Source organism: Polaromonas sp. P1_F1 (genome assembly GCF_056405795.1).
In genome coordinates, this window is record NZ_JBFUBJ010000005.1 from 358,185 (window position 1) to 374,182 (window position 15,998).

Genomic DNA, 15,998 nt, shown 5'->3' on the forward strand with positions numbered 1-15,998 from the left:
AACTGCAACGGTAAAAGATGGATGGTTCTTCACCAGCAGGGGCCGCGGGACTGGCTTTGCCAGACCGCAGGCGCAGCACCCCTCGGGGGGCAGAGAGCTACACGAAGTGAGCGAACGTGGGGGCCAACATCTATCTGATCATGAATTCAGGTTCAGACCACTGCGACGGCGGGACACTGCCTGGCTCCAGGCCCATGGGAGTGCTGGTCAACTGGTCCATGCCGCTGTGCTGCGTGCCCAGAGCTTCATGCATACGGTGGGCTACATACCAGCTCGAGCGCAGGCGTGCCTCGCGTGTGTGGGAGCCCAGGCGTGGCGTAACAAACAGGTTCTTCAACCCTTTGAGCGGTGAGGTGTCACCCAGGAAACTTGCTTCAGCGCCGTCCAGGATGCAGGCCTCAATCCGGCCGTCGCACAGCGCAGCGGCCAATGCGCCTTCATCAAACAATTCACTGCGGCTGATGCCAACCCACAACTGGCTGCGCTTGCAGCCCGCCAGCAGTTTGTCGTTCACGAAACCCCGGAACCGGGTGGCGTACAGCATCTGCACTGACACCGCATCAGACTGGCTGACCAGCTCGGACAGCGAAACAGGCTGTATGCGCAGGCGCTCCCAAATGGGCGCGGTGTGATGAACCGCCGGGTCATAGCCGACAAGCCGCACGCCGAGCCCGCTCAGCATGCCGGCCAGCGTGTGCGCCGTCGGGGCCAGGCCCAGAATGCCCACGGTGCTGCCATGAAGCTCGCGCCCCATTTGCGTCGTGGGATGGCGGCGTCCCATCAAGGCCGAGACAAGGCCGCGACGGTACAGCAACAACAGGCTGCTCAAAAGATATTCTGCGTTGGAGCGGACGTTGGCGCTGCTGGCATGCACGACCTTGATGTCGCGCTCCTTGCAGGCCTCCAGGTCGGTGTTGTCGGTTCCTACGTGCAGGCGCCCGATGGCCTTGAGCCTGGGCAGGAAATCGAGGAACTCGCGCGTGACCACAGTCTGGCGCGGAAAAACAATGCCTTTGGTTTTGTACGCGATCTTGCGCAGCGATGTCAGATCGTCGGCAAGCTCTGGATGGTAGGCGACGCCATGCCGGGTTTCAAGCCAGGCCATTGCTTCGGGCACTAACGCATCAAGAAGTAAGATGTCCACTCAGTCAATCCTTTTTCCTGCAAACTCTCGATTGCGTGCTGTGCTCACGCAGATTCGGGCATTTGTCCGACCCACGCGCTGTACCAACAACGCAACACTTTAGGCTTTTATTCGGTCAAAGTCGATGCAAAAATTTACATTAAATAAAGCCGTTTTCCCGGTTGCTGGTCTCGGCACCCGTTTTCTGCCAGCCACCAAGGCCCAACCCAAGGAAATGCTCCCTGTGGTGGACAAACCGTTGATCCAATACGCAGTGGAAGAAGCCTACGCCGCAGGCATCCGACACATGATTTTTGTTACTGGACGCAATAAACGGGCCATCGAAGATCACTTCGATACTGCTTATGAACTAGAGAACGAACTTGAAGTAGCCCAAAAGCACGCACTGCTATCGCTGGTGCGCTCAGTCCAGCCGGACGACATGAATTTTTCTTATGTGCGCCAGCCCCGGTCCCTGGGTTTGGGCCATGCAGTGCTCTGCGCCGAGCACCTGGTGGGCCAGGAGGCTTTTGCGGTGTTGCTGGCCGACGACTTGATGGTCGGCCCGAAAGGCGGCCAGCCGGTGCTGGCCCAGATGGCGGCGCAATTTGCCGAGGTCCAGCAATCCATTCTGGCGGTGCAGGAGGTCCCTCTCGATCAAACCCGCCGTTACGGCATCGTAGCCACGGAAGGCGCCAGCACCGGCCTGATGAAAGTCAAAAGGATTGTCGAAAAACCGGCGCCTGAGGTGGCACCTTCACGCATGGGCGTGGCCGGACGCTACATCCTGACGCCCGCGATTTTTGAGCACATCCGAAAGCAGACTTCCGGCGTGGGTGGCGAGCTGCAGCTCACCGACGGCATATCAAGCCTGCTGGGCCAGGAGAACGTGTATGCCTTCCAATACGAAGGCAAACGCTATGACTGCGGGAGTAAGGAAGGTTTCCTGGAAGCAACCGTAGAGCTGGCGCTGGAGCACCCTGAAGTGGGCGTGTATTTCCGGAATTACCTGGACAACCTGCAAATTGGCTGGTCGGGCCGTGAACGTCGCAAACAGGTGGCCTGATAACCGCCTGTTACAGAATCAGCGCCGCTTTAAAACGTGAATAAAGTCACTGCCGGCAACCTGCTGCTCGACCAGTTCGTTGCCGGTTTGTTTGGCAAATGCCTGGAAATCGCGGGTAGAGCCGGCGTCGGTTGATACAACTCGAAGCAGCTGGCCGCTGAGCATTTCCGTCAGCGCTTTTTTGGCTTTCAGGATGGGCAGTGGGCAATTGAGGCCGCGGGTGTCGAGTTCTTTGTCGATGTTCATGAAAATCCTTGGGTTGCCGCGATTTTAAGCAAAGCGCAAAGCCCCTTTTGTCCGTCCATCCGGTTTTACCCGGCCTTGCTGTCGCCGTCCGGTTCCACCTTGCTCAGCACGGTAGCCCAATCCACAAACTCAGGTTCATGGCCGCGCGTGCGCAGCCAGTCGGCCAGCGCGTAGCCCGTGCCCGCAGGCCAGCATTTGAGCTTGTCCAGGTCGTAGAGCCGGTAGTCCACCAGTTCGGGCGACAGGCAGACATCCCCCGTGCAAACTGCGTGGTAGGCAATGATGATCTGGTTCATGCGCTGGAAGTCATAGACGCCAATCAAATCAAGCGAGGTGGTGTCCAGGCTGGTTTCTTCCTTGATTTCGCGTGCTATGCCGCCTTGGGGCGTTTCCCCGGCCTCCATGAAGCCGGTGATCAGCGCGTACATCTTGCCGGGCCAGGCGGCATTGCGGGCCAGTAAAACCTGGCCCTTGTACTCAATCACGGCTGCCAGCACGGGGGTGGGGTTGTTCCAGTGGGTATAGCCACAGGCCGGGCAACGCAGCCGCGCCTTCTCGCCGCCGTCTTCCATCTGCGACACCATGGCCAGCGGCGTCGCGCAGTTGGGGCAAAACCTGAATTCGTGGGTCATGGTGAAAAAGGAAGATTGGAAAAGAAGGACCAGCAGCGTCGCACGCTATATTTTTAATAGCTGCTTGCGCCCGTCAAATATAGGCCACAGCCCGTTTTATGCCTGAAAACGGCTCAGGCCGGAAAAACACCCGTCGACAGATAGCGGTCGCCGCGGTCACAAACGACAAAGACAATCACGGCGTCTTTCACGGTTTTGGCGATTTCCTGTGCCACCCAGCAGGCTCCGGCCGCCGAGATGCCGGCAAAAATGCCCTCTTCCCGCGCCATGCGCCGGCACATGTCCTCAGCGTCAGCCTGGCTCACCAGTACCAGTTCATCGACCTGGCGGGGGTCGTAGATCTTGGGCAAGTACTCTTGTGGCCATTTGCGGATGCCGGGAATGCGCGAGCCCTCGCTGGGCTGGGCGCCGATGACCTTGATCGCCGGGTTTTTCTCTTTCAGATAGCGGGAAACACCGGTGATCGTGCCGGTTGTGCCCATCGCACTGACAAAATGTGTCACCTTGCCTGACGTATCTGTCCATATTTCGGGCCCGGTGGTCTCGTAATGGATGCGCGGATTGTCCGGGTTGGCAAACTGGTCCAGCACCCGGCCTTTGCCCTCTTTTTGCATCTGGTCGGCCAGGTCGCGCGAATATTCAATTCCAGCGCTTTTCGGCGTCAGGATCAATTCCGCGCCAAAAGCCTTCATGGTCTGGGCGCGTTCGATGCTCAGGTCCTCCGGCATGATCAGGACCATCTTGTAGCCCTTGATGGCGGCGGCCATGGCCAACGCAATGCCCGTGTTGCCGGAAGTGGCTTCAATCAGCGTGTCGCCGGGTTTGATGTCGCCGCGTTCTTCCGCGCGCTTGATCATCGAGAGCGCCGGGCGGTCTTTCACGGAACCGGCCGGATTGTTGCCTTCGAGCTTGCCCAGGATGACATTGCCGCGCGCGGCGTTTTCGGCGGCGTGAATGCGTTGCAGCGCGACCAGAGGCGTTTTGCCAATCGCGTCTTCAATGGTTGGATAGTTCATGGCCACACTGTGCCATAATTTGAGGCTTCGCTCCTCGCAGCCCGGGTGGTGAAATTGGTAGACGCAGGGGACTCAAAATCCCCCGCCGCAAGGCGTGCCGGTTCGATTCCGGCCCCGGGCACCACATCCCGAAAAGCCGGACGGTTTCAGACCGATCCGGCTTTTTCTTTTGTCAGACGCAGTTGTGCGTGCGGCTTCACATACACACACGCCCTTCAGGCGATACGCGGTGGGCAAAAAGCGGGTAGAGCCTACAGCGCCTGCCGGACTGCGCTCAACTTCCCAAAGAACATTTGCCGCAGTGTCCCGCAGAAGCTTTTCCAACATTTTTCACCTCAAGATTCGGTGCCAATCGCCAGTGCAAAAACACCGGCAAGGGCGCGTGGCGTGAATATACTTAAACCATCATCCCGCGCAGGCCTCGCACAACAAAGCAGAGGCAAGACTTATCCATTTCTCACACAAAACGCTTGAGTTGCCATGCAAAAAGCAAACTGTTCCCGAGGCATTTTTGAAGACCTTCTTTGCCAGAGTCTTTTTGAGCCGGAGCTGTTGAGGAATGTGGCAACCCTGCTGGACCAAGACCCTTTTTTCATGCGGGGGCATCTGGAGATGTTGTGGAGTGCCCAGAAAAAAGACCATGAGGAACTCTATGCCGGGGTTTTGCATGTCGCCTTGGCCTCAGCGGCCACGCTTTACCGCGGCGGCAAGCTTCAACTGAACACCTTGGCGCACTGGACATCATCAGATTTCGAAAGCCTGCGAGAGGTTTTACGGATGGGGCTGCAAAGAAAAGAGCTTTCCCTGTGGAAACGGGCGGGCATCTTTCGCCAGTTAAGGAGCCTGTCCCGCGTGATGCAGTCCATGCCGCCCGCAGACCCCGGCGAACAAAAATACCTTGTATTCCAGAAGACTGTGGATGTGCGTGAAATTGCCGCGGAGGTGAAGGGCATTGCGCCTTATTGGTGGGGCGTTCACACCCACAGGCAGGAGGCTCTTGATCACCACAGGCACACGCAGTCCATTGTGGTCAGGAACAGAAAGAAGCATGAACGCGATTACCTGCCCGCCGATGGCGTCCATGAGAGCGAGGAAACCGCTTTCTCCAGAAAATACCCCAAAACCAATGCGCTCGTCACCTCTTTGGCGCAGGAACTGGGCCTGGCCCTGGGCCGCGTTGTGTTGGTCAAGCTACCGGCTCACCACCAGGTTTACCGGCACTACGACGATGAAGAGTCTCTTGAGGGAAGAGACCGCTATCATCTGGTGCTGAGCTGCGGTGACAGCAATGTGCTGGAGTCCGGCAACAACCGTTTCAATGTGAAGCCCGGGGAACTCTGGTTCTTTGACAACAAGGTGATGCACAGAGCCGCGAACCTGTCGGGTGCGCCGCGTGTGCATATTATTTTTGATGGGTATGCGCTTTAGAAACCGGACCATCTGCGTACGAAGTCCAAGGCTGCTTTAAGCGCAGCCGCTGCACAGGGAAAATCTGATCGCCAGATGCGACAGCAAACTCATCAGAGTCTATCGTTGCGTCCTTTATCTTTTCCCAGTTCGAGAGCGGCTCTTAACCTTCTAGCAGGTTTCGTGTGGATAACAGAGCGGCTCAACCATCCGCAAGTCATGCAAGAGCATCCACAGTGCGCGCAATATGCATTTCCTCGACATCCTTTAGAAGCCGTGTTCTTGCTACCAGACCCACGAGTCTATGAATCAACGGAGCACCTGGTTTTCCAATAAAAAACTCCTCAGCGTTTTGATTCTGAATGTCGCGCTCAATTGACTCCATATTGGCTTCAATTTCATCTTTAAAAACAATCCCAAAGACATGCTGCCCGAAACCGACCAAGAAGTTTTTATCGTCCATTTCTTTAACGACGAAATCCATTTGGGTGTTGGCAGCTTGACCCAACAAACTACGACCTTGCTCCTCGAACTGGGGTCCTTTTGGAAAGAACCCCGTGCCAAAAGAGTAAATACCAAACCTCACCTTTCCATTTGAATAGTATCGGCAAGTATTGACCATACGCTCGATATCTATTGGTATGACTAACGCCGTGTTGACAAGCAAATTTTTCATTTGTTTAACCAATCACGAGTTGCAGTCGTAAGGGTTGTGCCCCATTCCCCCACCTGCCTGGCTATGCTGGGCATATTCATCTGATATTGCCTAACGATGTACTTACCGCTGAGATGCGTAGCTGTCAGCATTTCTCTCTCCCAGCCATTTGGATTTTCAAAGTTAAATTCGAACAAATCCTTCGGCACCTTGATTTCTGTTACCCATCCGTTCTCTGTTCTGGACAGACCCTGCGCAAAGCGCTCCGCGACCTTGCGCGCCATAGAAAACCCAATGTAAGGTGAGTCTCCGCTATTTAGACCGTGGTCCTCGAATAAATTTGTAACTGAGCCTTGGCGTTCGGCACTCGCGATCATCTGATTGGAGGCATCAATTCCACGGGCTTGTGCAACTTTAGAGTAGAACTCACCCAGCTGCACACCGTCACCACGGAATAATGTCAAGAACTCAGACGTTGCGCTGCCCGAACTAGTCGGCGATATCTTTGTCCAAAGATTGCCAGCATAGTCACTTACTGCGCCAGCAATATCATTCGTCAAGAACTTCCAGTTCACTGACTCAGCCGCAATGCGAGTTGTAGCGCCAGCCAACAAACTGACCCCTTTGCCAATAACCGCTCCACCCGCAACCCCCAAAGCCACCTCCTGCGGTGAGCCCGGTAGCATCAAGTCCACAAAAGTGTGCCGCATGGCAGCGCTACGCAGTGCGGCGTCATCACCCGCACGCGCCGCAAGTTGACCTTCGTACTCAAGTTGATTGAGCGCCCCAGCCTTGAAGTTGGCCATACCGCTCACAACAGACGACACGCCATTAGCAACGGGATTAACCACTCCGCCCCAGATTGGCCCAGCACCAGGCATGGTGAACAGGCCGAGTTCGTCATAGGGTGCGACAAACGCTTGGCTCGGTTCGGTCAATGTAGGGGTTGCAGTCAGACTCGTGCGGCCGCTCCATGCACCTACTTGCAATGCATCCAAACGTTGCCGCTCGGCCGCCGCAGCCGCGGTTAAGGCCGCTGCGGCTTCTTTTTGCCGAAGGGCCGTATCGGCGCCAATAAGTCGTCCACCGGCGCTCAAAGTGGAGTCGCTAATGTCACTCGGGATAGTCAGAACCTGGCCAATTTGCAGGTTGCGCGCGCCCTGTACTGACGCACTCAACCCATTAAAGGCCAAGATCGCGGCACCAGCTCGCTCATCGCCAAAGAAAGCACGACCGATGGTTGCCGGATTGTCGCCACTTTGGACGGTATGGGTACGGGGCTGTGAAATGACTGGCATTGCAGCCCAACTTGGCCTACCTGCTCTGCGTGCCGCGACATCTTCCGCCCAGTCCTGCCCGCCTGTCCAAGGTCCTTGATATGGCTCACTCCGATAGCCGCCCCCGTCCAAGCGCGCAAAGTCTCCTGGTGTACGCGTAAGCTCATCTTGGGCGCGAGCTGAATCATTGGCGCGGTCCAAACGCGCAAAGTCGCCCGTTGTCGGCTGCTGCCCTTGGGTCAGCATGTCGTCCGCAAATGCCCCCCCCAACGCATTGCCAAACGCATCCGCCGCAATCTGCTGCACAGCGATCCTGCCGCCGCGTGCGACTGCTGCGGCCGTACCAGCCGCCAAACCGGTGATCGCTGACTTGAAGAGGCGTTCACCAAAGTCGGCACTCTTGAACTCCTGAGTGCGTATGCCATTCGCGGTAATGCCCAGCGCTTCGCTCACACCCCAACCCACACCAGCGCCAACCGCGCTGGCCGCGACTCCACGCCAGTCAAAGTGATCTTGCAAGCCGGTGACAACACCAATGCCTTGCGTGACGGCATTAGTGACCGCCGCTTTCACAATCACGTTGCCCAAATCGGTGGTGAGCCCGTTGAGCGGTGTTGGCATAAACGCCTCCACTCCTTGCGCAATGCCAGCGCTTATGCCAGCCAGGGCAATGGCCTCCCAGCTGATGCCGTCCTGCACGCCAAGCACATTCCCGGCGACTTGGCCTAGAAACGACCCCAGCATGGCGCCACCGATGCCTCCGGTCATAACAGACACCACCACCGTGATGACGACAACTATAATTTGTCCAAGGACACCGCACCCGCCATCATCCTGCGCAGGCGGCGGTGGCGTTGGCAGGTTAGGCGTGGTATCACCCACGATCGCGCTTGGGTCGTAAGGCTTGAAGGTGTTGAAGTTGTTGCTCAGCGTCCCCACGCGATTGGGGATGGTCAGGGTCTGGCCGACCTTGAGGTCGTTGTCGCCTGCCAGGCCATTGGCCTCCGCGATGCGGTACCAGAGGGAGCTGTCACCGAAGGCACCCTTGGCGATACTTTGCAGCGTGTCGCCGGGTGCCACGATGTAGATGCCCGGGCTGGCCGACGGGTAATTGCCGTTGATGGGCTGATAGCCGAAGTTGAAGTCGGCCACGTTGGCGCCGCTGCCGGCGTTGCCATAGCGGCCCAGCACCTCACCACCGACGATCAGCTGGCGCTGGATCTGGCCGTTCTGGTTGGTGTACAGGGCCTTGCCGGCTGCGTCGCTGATGAAGCTCCGGTTGGCGGCGCCGTTGGTGCTGTCGGTGATGGCGGACAGGTTGCCGTTGACGTCGTAATAGCTGGTAGTGGTGCCCGGCTGGAAGTAGCTGCTGCTGCCGTAGACGCTGGCTTCCTTGTAGCCCTCGTAACGCGCCTGGCTGTAACTGTAGTAGTTGGTGTAGGCCATGCCGTCATAGTTCTGCAGCGTGTAGCTTTGCAGGTTGCCGGCCGCGTCATAGTTGTTGTAGTCGAGTTCGTACTTGGCACTGTTGTCGCTCTTGAGCACGCGCTGGTGCATCAGGCGGCCATTGGCGTCGAAGCGGTTGACCCGCGTTTCGGTGCCGCTGGCGCCGGACGCGCCGCCGTTGAGCGCGTTGATATAGGCAACCGGCAGGGTACCGGCCGGCCCGGTCTGCACGTTACGGTTGGCGCCGTCGTAATAACGGTAGTCCAGCTGCACGCCGTCGCGCACAACGCCGGTCAGGCGGTTCAGCCCGTCGTAGCTGTAGGCCTCAGTGGTCTGGCCCTGGCCCGCGGCGTAGTCTGTGCGGTACACGGGCACTTGCTGGGTCTGGTAGACGATGTTTCCGGACTCGTCCCGCATGGGGATGGGGTTGCCCGACTCGTCCAGAACCGGCTGGCCGGCCTCATTGAGAACCCAGACTGGAACACCGGTGCTGACCGTGTTGTAGTGGTCCACCACCTGCACGGTATAGACGCGGCTGCTCCCGTAATAGGTATCGCTGGTGCGGTTGCCGCTACCGTCATAGGTGATGCGGTGGCCCTGGGTGCCGAGGTTACCGGCCGCGTCCACCGCATCCACCACGGTCTGGCGGTTCATCGCGTCGTACTGGAAGTAGCGGTTGCTGTCGTTGGATGTATCGCCGTTGATGACGTGCGTCTGGATGCGCGTGCGGTTGCCCATCTTGTCGTAGTCGATGTTGACAAACGCATGGGTGTCATGCACCCAGCGCAGGCGGCCCAGGGCGTCGTACGCCATGTGGTTGTCCTGGTAGACCGCACCGTTCTGCGACATCCGCTCGCGCACCTGGTGGCCGGCCAGGTCCCAGGCATAGCTGGTGACTTTGCCGAGCGCGTAGTCGGTGATGCGGGTGAGCTGGCCTGCGGCGTCGTAGACGTAGCCCAGGCTCTGGCCGCGGGTGTTGGTCTGCGAGGTCAACTGGCGCGCGTTGTCGTAGGTGTAGCTGTACTTGGCACCGCCCAGGTCGGTGTGGCTGTACAGCCGGCCGAAGTAGTCGTAGCTCCAGGTGCTGGTGTAGCCGTTGGCATCGACCTCGCCGGATTTGCGCCCCTGCAGATCGAAGGTGGCACGCACCGTCTGGCCCAGCGGCTGGCGGGTGGCCACCACGTTGCCGCGCAGGTCGTAGGTATAGCTCAGTGTCTCGCCGTTGCCGTTGGTGTCGGTCAGCTTGTTGCCGGCCTGGTCCCAGGTGCTGGACTCGATGATGGCGCCGGTGCCCACGTAGACCAATGCATTGGCGCCGTTGACGCTGTAGACGCCGACGGTTGGGCGTACGGTGCTGAGCAGGCGGTTCAGCTTGTCGTAGTTAAAGGTGGTGACGAACCCGCGCGCGTCGGTGGCCTTGACCCGGTTACCGAAGGCGTCGTAGCGGTAACTGGAAACAGCGGCGTCCGCGTGGATGTCTTGCACCAGGTTGCCTGCGGCATCAAACACCTGGCCGTTGACGTTGCCGTTGGCGTCCTTGATGGCGACCTGCCGGCCCATGCGGTCGTAATAGATGCTGGTCACCGGGCTGGCCGCACCCTGGTTGCCGTTGCTGTCGGGCTGGGTCTGTTGGATCAGTTCATTGTTAGCGTTGTAGCGATAGCTGGTTTTCCAGTTGGCGGAACGCGGGTCGTTGATCTCCAGCACATTGCCCCAGCGGTCGGTCTTCTGGTTGACAACCGGGCGCACCCACTGGCTGTCCCCATTCTGCGTGGCGGTTTGCCCCAGCTGGGCACCCGCACTCTGACTGACCGAGCTGCTGCCCGCGACCGTCGTGTTGTTGGCGTAATACTGCGTGGGGACATACGTAGAGACCGCATAAGGTACGGCCACCACCACATTGCCGCTCCATTGGTAGTGCTCGGCCAGTTGCGTGCCGTAGATGTAGCCGGTGCTTTCGTCGTACCCGACAACCACCTGGTACGCGATGGGTGGGCCGTAAATGGGCTTGCTCGGGACCGTCATGTACTGGGCCGGGTCCGGCGGCAAATACCACACGTTCGAATACACCGGTGCCTGGTAGCTGTAAGTCGTGGGGACGTAGATCGTCTGATAGAGGATGTTGCCGGCTTCATCGCGCGCATAAATCGGCTGCATGGCTTCGTCGTACCCGACGATGATGGGCGGCCCTTGTGTCGGCACCTGCACGGTGTAGTACGCCGTGGTGTAGCTGGTCAGCGTCCACACGGGGTAAGGAACGCCGACAACGACATTGCCACTCCACTGGTAATTGGCCCCTAACGCTGTGGTGTAGACGGGTTGACCGGCTTCGTTGTAGGTGACCGTTTGCACCATGACCGGCGCGCTGTATTGGGCGTTCGTGTACCCGGTAATGTAGTTGGCGGGGTTGGCCGGGGTGATCCACTGGGTCTGGGTGTAAGCCGCGACGACCGCGATCTGTCCGGTGGCGTGCGCATAGGGAGCTCCCTCCCCGGCGTGCGTCCAGAGCAGTTCGTAGTCGTAAGTGCCCGCACCCAGGTTGCTTACGTCGGCGCCGTCATAGCCACCACCGCGCGGAACCACTGTACGGACCTGCCAGGCACCAGTGCTGCCGGCAGGCCTGACGCGCAAGACTTGCTCGACGCCCGCACCCGGGCTTGCCCAGCCGTAAACGCCGGTCTGGACAAACCCCAGCGGTGCGCTGATGGTCGAGAGCGCCGGCATGGCCATCGACAGGGTGCCGGTGGCCGTAGTCCGTGTCGCAGCGCCGGGCGGCGTGGTCAACACCCGGTATTCATAATTCCCGACGCTGAGCGCGGAAGCATCAAGCCGCAGCGCATCGCCAAAATTGATCAGGCTGACGTTGCTCCAGCCGCCGCTTCCGGCCGTTCCCGCAGGGCGCAACTGCAGCTGGATGTCTGTGCCGGGGTCGGTCGGCACGGCCACTTCGATACTGTTGCCGGCGTAGCCCAGGCTGGTCTGGTCGCTGATCTGCCGCCAGTTGCCTTGCAGGTCCTTTTTGTAGAGTTGCAGGCGCGTGACGCGGCTGAGGCCGCCATTGATGGTGCCGGCAGGGTCTTGCCAGCTCATGGTGACACCACTGGCCCCCTGATCGCCGGTCAATATCTGGCTGCGACTTCCAGCGGCACCGCCGCCTTGCACAACCGTTCCGATGATGTTCCCGGCTTCGTCCCTGGCATAGATGGGTTGACCGGCCTCGTCGGTGCCGATGATGGTGGCACCCAAAAGACTGGTGTAGGCCGGCGTCACATAGTCCATGACTACCTTGATGTCGCCGCTGCCCAGGCTTGCGAGGGAGGTCCAGCTCAGGGACACGCTATTGGTGCCGGTCCAGCCCAGGATGTTGCCGGATTCGTCGCGCCCGATGATGCTTGAAGACGAGGAAACATAAGCGTGGGTGGCGTTCTGGCGCACCAGCACTCCGCCTTGTGTCTGCAGGCGCTCGGGCTGCAGCTGCTGCGTGAGATGGCCGATTGCGTCGTAGCGCATGTCGGTGCGGCGCACGTCGGTCAGCGCAGCAACCTGGTCAGCGCTGGTGAAAGCCAGCAAGTTGGTATTGGCCCGGCCTGAGCCGGCGCTGCGGATGTCGGCCGTCTGATGTCCCTGCACATCGTAGAGCGCGACCTTGTCGACGCCGTCACCGCCGTTGGTCCGCCAGATATGGCCGGCGTTGTCATAGTCGAAATACTCCTGACGGCCGCCATTGACGCCCTTGCGCGTCATCTCTCCGAAGGCGTTGTACTCAACCGCCGTGTCCACCACGCCGGCCTGCGCCTGGCTGACGGTGGTGATGCCGGAACCGGTCGCCTGCGCCGCGCTACCTTCCCATTTGGCGATCCAGTTACCACCAGCATCCTGTTGCCAGATCCGGATGTAGCTGAGCTGTGACATGCCTCCGTCCGTCGCGCTGGCGTTGCCCCAGCCGAGGGTGACACCGCCACTCGCGGCGGCGGCGCCGAAATCCTGTACCTGGCTCGCCGCATGGCTGGGCGTGCCGCCATAGATAATGCCGGACTCGTTGGAGCCGATCGGGGTGTAGGTCGATAGCGTCTGGTAGTCGACCTGGACACGCACCAAGCCGCCCGCGGCATTGACCAGGCTGGACCACGTCAGGGACACGCTGTTGCTGCCCACCAGGGTCAGCGATCCTGCCTCATCCGCTACTGTGGTGGCTGAGCCGACCTGTACCGTGTTGAGGCCACCTTGCAGCACGGTGGTGGAAGCCGGGTCAATGACGTGGGTCTGCCGGCCCAGCTTGTCGTATTGGTAAGCCCGAAACAGTGTTCTGGTGACACCGTCATTGCCGGTGACGGCTTGCCATTCCTTGGCGATGCTGCCATGCGCATCGTAGGAGCTGTAGTGGTTGTAGCCTTGCGCGTCCGCGAGCTGGGTCACATGGCCCGAGCGGTCGAAGTACGCCATGGTTGTGCGGTCTGCGGCATTTGCTGCGGCTGCCGTGTAAGCACTCTCGTTCGCGGCACTGGCGCCGCTGGACAGATCGGTCTTGACGACCACATTGCCGTAGGCGTCGCGGCGGAACACCGTCAAGGGCGTCAACGAGCTGCCGTCGGCCACACCCCCTCGCGTAGGGGCGGCGATCGCGGTGACGCGGCCCATGGCGTCGTAGTAGCTGTAGGTGGAGGCACCGGCGGCGTCAGTCGTGCGGGTCAGGTTGCCGACGCTGTCGTATCCGTAGGTCGTACTCAGGTTGCCGCGTACGCTGGTCGCGTTGCTGTTGTCGCTGTACTCGACGTTCACCCTGACTTCCGAGGTCTTGCGGTTGCCTCGGTCGAAGATATATAGGGTGGTCCGGTCGTCGGCACTGCCCGGGGCGGTCGGCGCGGCAGCGGCGGGAGATGCGCTGTTCCAGCCCGTGAGCGCCGTGGCGAATTCGGTGTGCGCGCTAACGTTTCCAGCGGCGTCGAAAGCCTGGGTTGTCAGGTAGCCCAAGGCGTCCACGCTGGCGGTTTGCTGGCCACGCTTGTCGAAATAGTTAGTGGTCGATGTCCAGGTATCAGTCGCCGGGTTTTTCAGCAAGGCGACGCGGATCAGGTTGCCGAAGGCGTCAAAGGTATTGCGGGTGGTTTTTCCCGCAATGAAATACTGGCTGCCATTGGCGGCGTCCGGGTCGTAGACATAGGTCTGCGGCTCGGTGATCCGGACAGCGCGCCCCAGACGGTCATACTGGGTCAGGAGGTTGCGGTCCATGCCGTGGTTGACGCCTGCCGCGTTGACCGCGGCATCGACCTGAGCCACCGACAGGCTTGCAGGGTTGCCGCTCGGCAAAGTCGTCGCCGATCCAAAGCGCACCAGACGGGTGACCTCGCCCATGGCATTGCGTGTGTAGCCCGTCACAAAGCCCAGGCTGTCGACCTCATAGCTGACATTACCAAGCTTGTCATAGGCCTTGTAGCTGAAGTTGCCGGCGACGTCGCGGTTGGCGATGGCGTTTCCCAGCATGTCGTAGCTGACCTGGCTGAACAGCGTCTGCTGCGTTTCAGTGCGGGTGGCCAAGCCTGTCGCGCCGTTGGTCGTCAGGTTGTCGGTGGCGGCGTTGTACACGCCCACCGCGGGGTAGGTCGTCCTGACCTGCCGGCCGAGGGCGTCGTATTCATAGCTGGTTAGCCGCTGCTCCGCACGCCCGAAAGCTTCAGTGCGGGAAACGAGGTTGCCGAGCGCGTCGTATGCCAGGCGCGTGACGATGCCTGCCGCGCCGGAGGCGGCCTCATTGACCTCCAGGTTGCCGTTCGCATTCACCACCACGGATGTCAAGGCAACCTGAGGTGAAGTTTCCTGGACGAGACGCCCGCCCGCGTCGTAGTCGTAGGTCCAGGTCGCAGATTTTTTGTTCGTGAAGCTGAGTTTTTCGCCGAGGGCGTTGTAGGTGAACGATTCGGTGAAGCCCAACGCATCGGTGCTGCCCGCCAGGCGGCCCGCGGCGTCATAGACGAAGCTGCTGCTGCGGTCATTCGCGGCCGAAGCAACGATGGCGCCTGCGATCGCACTGGCCGTGCCGGCCGTGGCCGCCGGTATGGCCAGGGCGTATTCGGTCACGCCCTTGATAGCGCCTGTGCCGTCGTACACCGTCTTGCGGACGTAGCCCAGCGCGTCAACGCCGTAGACCTGGCGGTTGCTCGCGTCGAACACGCGTTTTTCCAGCCGGTCGTTCGCCGCGTCGGCCACGAGCAAGGCGCGAACCGCGGCTTCGGAGGCCGTGGCGCCAAGGGTCGACACATTGACGAGCACGGCGTAGCGCTTGAGCTGCACGGCGTTGCCAGCAGCGTCGAATGCCGTTTCGGTGGCCGCGCCGTTGGCGTCGATGCCAAAGACTTTGCGGTTGGCCAGGTCGTAAGCAAAGCGCTCGATGCGGTCATTGACGGCATCGGGGACCACCGCGGACTGGATTGCCTGGGCGCTGGGCGTGCCGGCTGCCGTGGGCGGCGTAATGGCTGCGGCATAGGCCAGCCTTTGCGCCACATTGCCGTTGGCGTCGTAGATGAATTTCGTCACGCCGCCCAGCGCGTCGACGCTGAAGGTCTGGCGGTTGGCTTTGTCATAGGCAAACACGGTGATGCGGTCGGCGGCAGAGGCGCTGACGCTGGCCGGCGCGGCCGAGCCGGCGATGGCCGTGGCGTACTGGATGGTCTTGACGGCGTTGCCGCTGGCGTCGTAGACGAAGCGGGTGACGGCGCCGACGCCGTCGGCGCGGTACACCAGCCGGTTGGCCGGGTCGTACAGATTGCGCTCGCGCACATCGCTGCCGGAAGCCACGACGGCGGCGTTGATGGCCGCAGCGGTGGCACTGGTGGCCGGCGCTATAGGCCTGGCGTAAGCCAGTCGCTCCAGCACGTTGCCATTGCCGTCAAACGTCTGCCGCACGACGGCGCCTGTTCCGTCGACGGACAGCACGGCGCGGCCAAGCTGGTCGTACACAGTGCGCAGGCGCTGGTCATGGGCAGCATCTGCCACGGGCGCGGGCAGGGTTCCCGCCACCCAGGCGCCGCCGCCCGACATCGCCACGCGGTTGGCATAGGCCACGCGCTCAATGACGTTGCCGGCCGCATCATAAACATACTTGATCACCTCACCCAGTGCATTGACAGTGGCCG

The 15,998-nt window shown here is 60.5% G+C and carries 8 protein-coding genes and 1 tRNA gene; 3 read left to right on the plus strand and 6 right to left on the minus strand.

The window, feature by feature from the left end; translation table 11 throughout:
* Positions 1–130: 130 nt before the first annotated feature.
* The gene (locus AC1DZE_RS16140) at positions 131–1,144 is read right to left on the minus strand and encodes an NAD(P)-dependent oxidoreductase (RefSeq protein WP_477671237.1); all 1,014 of its coding nucleotides are present in this window, start codon (positions 1,142–1,144) and stop codon (positions 131–133) included.
* 124 nt (positions 1,145–1,268) lie between these two features.
* Here AC1DZE_RS16140 and galU point away from each other — a divergent pair, with 124 nt between their 5' ends.
* Positions 1,269–2,189 (plus strand): UTP--glucose-1-phosphate uridylyltransferase GalU, encoded by a 921-nt coding sequence (galU, locus tag AC1DZE_RS16145; protein WP_477700289.1) that lies wholly within the window; start codon positions 1,269–1,271, stop codon positions 2,187–2,189.
* Positions 2,190–2,207: 18 nt separating this feature from the next.
* Here the strand turns inward: galU and AC1DZE_RS16150 are convergent, their stop codons facing one another.
* From AC1DZE_RS16150 to cysM, 3 genes are all read right to left on the minus strand, one after another.
* Positions 2,208–2,435: a sulfurtransferase TusA family protein gene (locus tag AC1DZE_RS16150; protein WP_007867181.1), complete on the minus strand. Its 228-nt coding sequence runs from the start codon at positions 2,433–2,435 to the stop codon at positions 2,208–2,210.
* A gap of 65 nt (positions 2,436–2,500) precedes the next feature.
* Positions 2,501–3,067, minus strand: coding sequence for an NUDIX hydrolase (locus AC1DZE_RS16155; protein ID WP_477700290.1), 567 nt, complete (start codon positions 3,065–3,067; stop codon positions 2,501–2,503).
* A gap of 113 nt (positions 3,068–3,180) precedes the next feature.
* Positions 3,181–4,083, minus strand: coding sequence for a cysteine synthase CysM (gene cysM, locus AC1DZE_RS16160; protein WP_477657234.1), 903 nt, complete (start codon positions 4,081–4,083; stop codon positions 3,181–3,183).
* A 39-nt stretch (positions 4,084–4,122) separates the two neighbouring features.
* Here cysM and AC1DZE_RS16165 point away from each other — a divergent pair.
* Positions 4,123–4,207: transfer RNA gene (locus tag AC1DZE_RS16165), tRNA-Leu, on the plus strand.
* 356 nt (positions 4,208–4,563) lie between these two features.
* Positions 4,564–5,511, plus strand: a complete 948-nt coding sequence (locus tag AC1DZE_RS16170; RefSeq protein WP_477700291.1) for an aspartyl/asparaginyl beta-hydroxylase domain-containing protein — start codon at positions 4,564–4,566, stop codon at positions 5,509–5,511.
* 196 nt (positions 5,512–5,707) lie between these two features.
* Here AC1DZE_RS16170 and AC1DZE_RS16175 read toward each other — a convergent pair whose 3' ends face one another.
* Positions 5,708–6,166, minus strand: coding sequence for a hypothetical protein (locus AC1DZE_RS16175; protein ID WP_477700292.1), 459 nt, complete (start codon positions 6,164–6,166; stop codon positions 5,708–5,710).
* Complete coding sequence (locus AC1DZE_RS16180; protein ID WP_477700293.1) at positions 6,163–15,972, minus strand: LysM peptidoglycan-binding domain-containing protein; 9,810 nt, start codon at positions 15,970–15,972, stop codon at positions 6,163–6,165. Before AC1DZE_RS16180 ends, AC1DZE_RS16175 begins: the two co-directional genes overlap by 4 nt.
* Positions 15,973–15,998: the final 26 nt, after the last annotated feature.

Excerpts from the sequence above, each read along its gene's own strand:
- galU (WP_477700289.1), top strand. The coding sequence starts at position 1,269 with ATGCAAAAATTTACATTAAATAAAGCCGTTTTCCCGGTTGCTGGTCTC.
- cysM (WP_477657234.1), bottom strand. The coding sequence starts at position 4,083 with ATGAACTATCCAACCATTGAAGACGCGATTGGCAAAACGCCTCTGGTC.
- AC1DZE_RS16150 (WP_007867181.1), bottom strand. The coding sequence starts at position 2,435 with ATGAACATCGACAAAGAACTCGACACCCGCGGCCTCAATTGCCCACTG.
- AC1DZE_RS16170 (WP_477700291.1), top strand. The coding sequence starts at position 4,564 with ATGCAAAAAGCAAACTGTTCCCGAGGCATTTTTGAAGACCTTCTTTGC.
- AC1DZE_RS16175 (WP_477700292.1), bottom strand. The coding sequence starts at position 6,166 with ATGAAAAATTTGCTTGTCAACACGGCGTTAGTCATACCAATAGATATC.
- AC1DZE_RS16155 (WP_477700290.1), bottom strand. The coding sequence starts at position 3,067 with ATGACCCACGAATTCAGGTTTTGCCCCAACTGCGCGACGCCGCTGGCC.